Below are 6,329 nucleotides of genomic sequence, written 5' to 3'. Positions count from 1 at the left end.
CGGGGCCGCCCGGACTACCCGGACCACCCGGCCCGCCGGGACCGTGCGGGCCGTGGCGCGGGCCGACCTCGTCGATCTCGCCCGACGGTCCGACCAGGAAGCGCGCGCGCAGCTGGCCGTCGTCGTAGCGACCCTGTACCAGCACGTTGCTGCCCTTCGCGACGCTGCCGCCGCGGCGCCCGGCGTCGATCATCGCCCGGCCGCTGCCGTCCTGCACCACGAACCGGTCGCCGAAGACCTCCGCGACGCGGCCCTTGACGGTGACGATGCCGCTGCTCTGCGGCAGGCGCGCGATGGGGGTGGCGATGGTCGGTGCCATCTCCACCGCAGGCCGGGTCAGCGCGACCGCGCCGGCGCCGCCTGCCGCTCCCACCGCGAGCAGGGCCGCCGCGCCGATGCCCAGCCGCTGGCGGTGTCCGATTGTGATTCTTGCCATCGATCGTCTCCATTTGGTGTGTCGATGACGCCGTTCTATGCGCCGGTGGCCGACGCCCGCTGAACCGCGCGGTTCAGATTGCGTTTAGGGTGAGGGGGTACCCGCTGCCGATGCGCATTCTGTTAGTCGAGGACGATCACGAACTGGGGCCGGCGATCGCGCGCGCGCTCCGCGCCGAGAATTTCGCGGTCGACCTGGTGGCGGACGGCATTGATGCCGCGCATCTGGGCGAGACCGAGGCCTATGACGCGGCGGTGCTCGACCTGGGGCTGGCGGGCAAGGACGGCATCACCGTCCTGCGCGAATGGCGGGCCGCGGCGCGGACGCTGCCGGTGCTGATCCTGACCGCGCGCGACGGCTGGTCGGACAAGGTCGCCGGGTTCAAGGCGGGGGCGGACGATTATCTGGTCAAGCCGTTCCGCGTCGAGGAACTGGTGATGCGGCTGCGCGCGCTGGTGCGCCGCGCCGCGGGCCATGCGCAGCCGGTGCTGGTGTGCGGGCGTCTGTCCTTCGACACGCAGATCGGGCATTTCGAGCTCGACGGCCTGCCGCTGAAGCTCACCGCGTTCGAATGGCGCGTGCTGTCGGCGCTGATGCTGCGGCGCGAGGCGGTGATCGAGCGGCTCGACCTGCTCGAACGCGTCTACGAAGGCGACGCCGACGTCGATTCGAACAGCCTGGAGGTGATCGTCGGCCGGCTGCGCCGCAAGATCGGCGCGACGATGATCGAGACGGTGCGCGGCCGCGGCTATCGCCTGACCTGTCCGTGACGGTGCGCCTCATCCCCGCCTCGATCCAGGGGCGCATGCTGCTGTTGTCGGCGGTCGCGATCCTGCTGGCGCTGGCCATCGCCGGCTGGGCGATCGGCGGCGTCCTCGAACGCGTCGTGACCGAGGGGATCGACCGGCGGCTGGACGCCGAGGTCGCGCTGCTCGCCGCCACCGTCGATCGCGACGGACGCGTCGATCGTGCGCTGCTCGCCGAACGGGCCGGCGCGCTGGAGGCGGGGCGCGGCTGGCGCTGGCGGATCGAGGGACCGGCAGGCGCGATCGGATCGGTCGACCTGCCGGTGCTGCGGGCGGGGCCGCATCCCGGCCCGCATCCCGATCCCGGTCCCGATGGCGGTCCCGCGCGCGATCGCGACGGCGGGCCCGAGGCACTGGACGGCGCGGACGACCGCGGCCGGGGCCTGCATGCGCGGCGGCTGGTGCTCGCGACCCGCGGCGGGGCGGTGACGCTGACCGCGGCGGCGCCGCGCGCGGTGATCGCCCGGCCGCTGCGCGATGCGTTGCTGCCGCTGCTCGCCGCGCTGGCGATCCTGGCGGCGCTGCTCGCCGCCGCGACGGTGGTGCAATTGCGGCTCGGGCTGCGCCCGCTCGGTCGCCTGCGCCAGCAGCTGGCGGCGATCCGCGCCGGCGCGATCGAGCGGGTGGACGAGGACCAGCCGGTCGAGCTGCGCGGGCTCGCGGCCGAACTCAACGCGCTCGCCGCCGATCGCGCCGCCGCGCTCGCCACCGCGCGCCAGTCCGCCGCCAATCTGGCGCATGCGCTCAAGACGCCGGTGGCGACGCTCGCGCTCGCCCTCGCCGACGACCCGGCCCGGGCGGCGCAGGTCGCGCGCATCGACGCGACCATCCGCCATCATCTGTCGCGGGCGCGCGCCGGGACCGCGGACGTGCGCGCCAGCACCCGCGTCGCGCCCGCGGTCGCCGATCTGGTCGCCGCGGTGGCACGCCTGCACGCGGATCGCGAACTGACGATCCGGCCGGAGGTCGCTGGCGACCCCGTCGCGGCGATCGACGCGCAGGATTTCGACGAGCTGCTCGGCAACCTGCTCGACAATGCCGCGCGCCACGCCGCCGCGACGATCGCGGTGACCGTCCGCGCGGCCGCCGGCGACGCGCGCTGGCTCGAACTGCGCGTCGCCGACGACGGACCGGGTATTCCCGCGGCCGAGCGCGCGCGGGTGACCGAGCCGGGCGTGCGGCTCGACGAGCGCGGCGAGGGGCATGGCTTCGGCCTCGCGATCGTGCGCGAGCTCGCCGAGCTGCACGGCGGCGCGCTGACGCTCGGCGCGCGCGCGGGCGGCGGACTGGAGGCGCGCGTGCGGTTGCCGGCACGGCACTAACGCCGCGCCCGTTCGTAGGGGTCGCGCATTCGCCATCCACGAGGTCCCATGAGCACGCCAGCCCTGTTCCAGCCCGCCACCGTCGGCGCGCTGACCCTGCGCAACCGCATCGTCATCGCGCCGATGTGCCAATATTCGGCCGACAACGGCTGCATGACCGACTGGCACCTGATCCACCTCGGCCATCTCGCATTGTCGGGCGCGGGGCTGCTGACGATCGAGGCGACCGCGGTCGTTCCCGAAGGGCGGATCACCCATGCCGACGTCGGCCTGTGGAACGACGAGACGGAGGCGGCGATGGCGCGCGTGCTGGAAAGCGTGCGCCGCCATTCGGACATGCCGGTCGCGATCCAGCTCGCCCATGCCGGTCGCAAGGCGTCGACCGACCTGCCGTGGAAGGGCGGCAAGCAGATCGCGCCCGGCCAGCCCGACGGCTGGCAGACGGTCGCACCGTCCCCGGTTGCGTTCGCCGAGGGCGAGAACGCGCCGGTCGCGCTGTCCGTCGACGACCTGCGCGGGCTGTGCGATGCCTTTGCCGATGCGGCGCGGCGCGCGGGGCGGCTCGGCATCGACGCGGTTCAGCTGCACGGTGCGCACGGCTACCTGCTTCACCAGTTCCTCTCGCCGCTGTCGAACCGGCGCGACGACGCGTATGGCGGCACGCTCGAAAACCGCATGCGCTTCCCGCTCGAGGTGTACGACGCCGTCCGCGCCGCGTTCCCGGCCGACCGCCCCGTGACCATGCGGGTGTCGGGCAGCGACTGGGTCGAGGGCGGCTGGGACGCGGACCAGACCGTCGCCTTCGCACGGGCGCTGGAAGCGCGCGGATGCGCTGCCATCCACGTATCGAGCGGCGGTCTCGACCCGCGCCAGGACATCCCCGCCGGTCCCAGCTATCAGGTGCCGCTGGCCCGCGCGGTCAGGCAGGGCTGCGGCCTGCCGGTGGTCGCGGTCGGCCTCATCACCGACTACGATCAGGCGGAGGCGATCGTCGGCACCGGCGATGCCGACATGATCGCGCTTGCGCGGACCATCCTCTACGATCCGCGCTGGCCGTGGCACGCGGCGGCGCATCTGGGCGCGCGGGTGAAGGCGCCGGACCAGTATCTGCGATCGCAGCCGCGCCGCCACGCCGACCTGTTCGACGTCGACGGCTGACCTGTCGGTCGCGGCGGGGTGCTATTTGTCGGACTAGACGAATCCCCGCCGCCGGTGGATGAAGCGCCGAGCAGAAGAGGATGCAGCCCATGTCAGACCATCACGTTCGTACGATCCTGCCGGTACAGGCGACGCTGGGCGAGGGGCCCGTGTGGATCGGACGCGACGCGGCCTTGTGGTTCGTCGACATCAAGGGCCGCCACATCCACCGCTACGATCCCGCGACCGGCGCCGCGCGCCGCTGGGATGCGCCCGATCAGGTCGGCTGGGTGCTGCCGGACGCGGATGGCGGCATGATCGCCGGCCTGCGCACCGGGCTGCACCGCTTCGATCCCGCGGACGGCAGCTTCACGCTGCACGCGCGTGCCGAGGGCGACGCGCCGGGCAACCGGCTGAACGATGCGACCACCGACGGCGCCGGCCGGATCTGGTTCGGGACGATGGACGACGCCGAGACGCAGGCGAGCGGACGGCTCTACCGCCACGCCGCGGGTCGGGTGACCGACAGCGGGCTCGCCCCGGTGTGCATCACCAACGGCCCGGCGATTTCCGGCGACACGCTCTACCATACCGACACGCTCGCCCGCACGATCTGGCGCGCGACGATCCGCGACGACGGGACGCTGGGCGAGGCGGAACGGTTCGTCGAGATCGAGGACGGCGCCGGCCATCCCGACGGATCGGTCGCGGATGCGGAAGGGTGCATCTGGGTGTCGCTGTGGGGCGGCTGGGGCGTGCGCCGCTACGATCCCGCGGGGCGCCTGATCGGCACGGTGACGCTTCCCGCATCGAACATCACCAAGATCGCGTTCGGCGGCGACGACCTGCGCACCGCCTTCGCGACGAGCGCGCGCAAGGGCCTCGACGCGGCGGCGCTCGCCGCGCAGCCAGAGGCGGGCAACGTCTTCGCCTTCGATCCGGGCGTCGCCGGTGTCGCAGTGACGCCGGCCGTGCTGTAGGCGCCGCTATCCCCCGTCGCAGCGGCGATGGGGGGGAGGGGCATCAGCGCGCGCCGCCCTCGCGCTTGCCGTCGAGCCGGCGCGTGATGCCCCAGGCGTTGCCGTCGTCGAGCCCGGCGGGCAGCAGCGCCGGCGCCAGGTTCTGGAAACACACCGGCCGCAGGAAGCGTGCGATGGCCAGCGTGCCCACCGACGTGGTGCGGCCGTCGCTGGTGGCGGGGAAGGGGCCGCCATGCACCATCGCCGGCGCCACCTCGACCCCGGTCGGCCAGCCGTTGGCGAGGATGCGGCCGACCCGGCGCGCCAGGACGGGCACCAGCCGCGCCGCATCGGCCTCGTCCGCCGGATCCATCTGGATCGTCGCGGTCAGCTGGCCCTCCAGCCCGGCGATGACCGTCGCGACCTCCGCCACGTCGCGGCAGCGCACGATCACCGACGACGATCCGAATACCTCGTGCGACAGCGCGACATCGGCCAGGAACGCCTGCGCATCCGTCTCGAATACCGCGCCGACCGCCTGGTTGACGCCTTCGCCGACCTTGCCGCGCGCGACCGTGCGGACCGACGCGTGCGACGCGAGCGCGTCGACGCCCTGTTCGAAGCTGGCGTGGATACCCGGGCTCAGCATCGTCGCGGGGGCGCTGTCGGTCAGCGCCGCCGCCGCCGCCGCGACGAAGGCGTCGAGATCCGGCCCGTCGATCGCCAGCACCAGCCCGGGGTTGGTGCAGAACTGGCCCGCGCCCATCGTCAGCGATCCGACGAATTCCTTGCCCAGCGCCTCGCCGCGTGCCGCCAGCGCCGCGGGCAGGATCACGACCGGGTTGATGCTCGACATCTCGGCATAGACCGGGATCGGCACGTCGCGCTGTGCCGCGATCTTCACCAGCGCCAGCCCACCGCCGCGCGAGCCGGTGAAGCCGACCGCCTGGATGCGCGGATCGGCGACCAGCGCCCCGCCGAGCGCATTGGTTTCGCCTGGCAGATAGGAAAAGACGCCCGCCGGCAGTCCCGCCGCCGCCACCGCCGCGGCGATCGCGCGCGCGACCAGCTCGCCGGTGCCCGGGTGCGCGGGATGGCCCTTCACCACCACGGGGCAGCCCGCGGCGAGCGCGGAGGCGGTATCGCCGCCCGCGACCGAAAAGGCGAGCGGGAAGTTGGATGCACCGAACACCGCGACCGGGCCGATCGCGAGGTTGATGCGGCGCAGGTCTGGACGCGGCAGCGGCGCGCGCTCCGGCATCGCCGGATCGATCGTAGCGTCGAGGAAATCGCCCTGACGCACGACGCCCGCGAACAGCTTCAGCTGCCCAACGGTGCGGCCGCGTTCGCCCTCCAGCCGCGCGCGCGGCAGGCCGCTTTCGGCCATCGCGCGGACGATCAGGTCGTCGCCGATCGCGACGATATTGTCCGCGATCGCTTCGAGAAACGCTGCGCGGGTTTCCAGGTCGGTGCCGGCATAAAGGGGAAACGCCGCCTCGGCGAGCGCGCACGCCTCCGCCACCGCATCGGCGCCGGTCGAGGAGAAGTCGGGGGTCAGCGTTTCGCCGGTCGCCGGATTCACCGCGGTGAACCGGTCGGGGGCCTGGCGTGCTTCGCCGCCGATCAGCAGGGCGCCGTCGATCATGGAAATACCTCTCACGGGGGAATG

The 6,329-nt window shown here is 73.3% G+C and carries 5 protein-coding genes and 1 pseudogene; 4 read left to right on the top strand and 2 right to left on the bottom strand.

Annotated features, from left to right (window positions below; genetic code table 11):
• Positions 1 to 436, bottom strand: a pseudogene (locus LPN01_RS08270) (hypothetical protein); the annotation flags it as partial.
• Between the two features lie 110 nt (positions 437 to 546).
• Between LPN01_RS08270 and LPN01_RS08265 the strand changes: the two are divergent.
• The 4 genes from LPN01_RS08265 to LPN01_RS08250 all read left to right on the top strand — a co-directional run bounded on the left by LPN01_RS08265 (position 547) and on the right by LPN01_RS08250 (position 4,681).
• Complete coding sequence (locus LPN01_RS08265; RefSeq protein WP_262827896.1) at positions 547 to 1,206, top strand: response regulator transcription factor; 660 nt, start codon at positions 547 to 549, stop codon at positions 1,204 to 1,206.
• Positions 1,203 to 2,564 (top strand): HAMP domain-containing sensor histidine kinase, encoded by a 1,362-nt coding sequence (locus tag LPN01_RS08260; RefSeq protein WP_316747180.1) that lies wholly within the window; start codon positions 1,203 to 1,205, stop codon positions 2,562 to 2,564. The genes LPN01_RS08265 and LPN01_RS08260 overlap by 4 nt, the downstream gene beginning before the upstream one ends.
• Positions 2,565 to 2,612: 48 nt before the next feature.
• Entirely contained in the window at positions 2,613 to 3,722 is a 1,110-nt protein-coding gene (locus tag LPN01_RS08255) for an NADH:flavin oxidoreductase/NADH oxidase (protein WP_262827895.1), read from the top strand.
• Between the two features lie 89 nt (positions 3,723 to 3,811).
• Positions 3,812 to 4,681 carry an SMP-30/gluconolactonase/LRE family protein gene (locus LPN01_RS08250; protein WP_262827894.1) on the top strand — a complete coding sequence of 290 codons (870 nt, stop codon included), beginning with the start codon at positions 3,812 to 3,814 and terminating at the stop codon, positions 4,679 to 4,681.
• Positions 4,682 to 4,724: 43 nt separating this feature from the next.
• Here LPN01_RS08250 and LPN01_RS08245 read toward each other — a convergent pair whose 3' ends face one another.
• On the bottom strand, positions 4,725 to 6,305 hold the full coding sequence (locus tag LPN01_RS08245; RefSeq protein ID WP_262827893.1) for an aldehyde dehydrogenase (NADP(+)): 1,581 nt from the start codon (positions 6,303 to 6,305) through the stop codon (positions 4,725 to 4,727).
• Positions 6,306 to 6,329: the final 24 nt, after the last annotated feature.

Origin of the sequence: Sphingomonas sp. A2-49, from assembly GCF_025548555.1 — a bacterium.
In the GTDB taxonomy this organism is placed as follows: Bacteria; Pseudomonadota; Alphaproteobacteria; order Sphingomonadales; family Sphingomonadaceae; genus Sphingomonas.
This window is presented reverse-complemented; position numbering and strand designations above follow the sequence as displayed.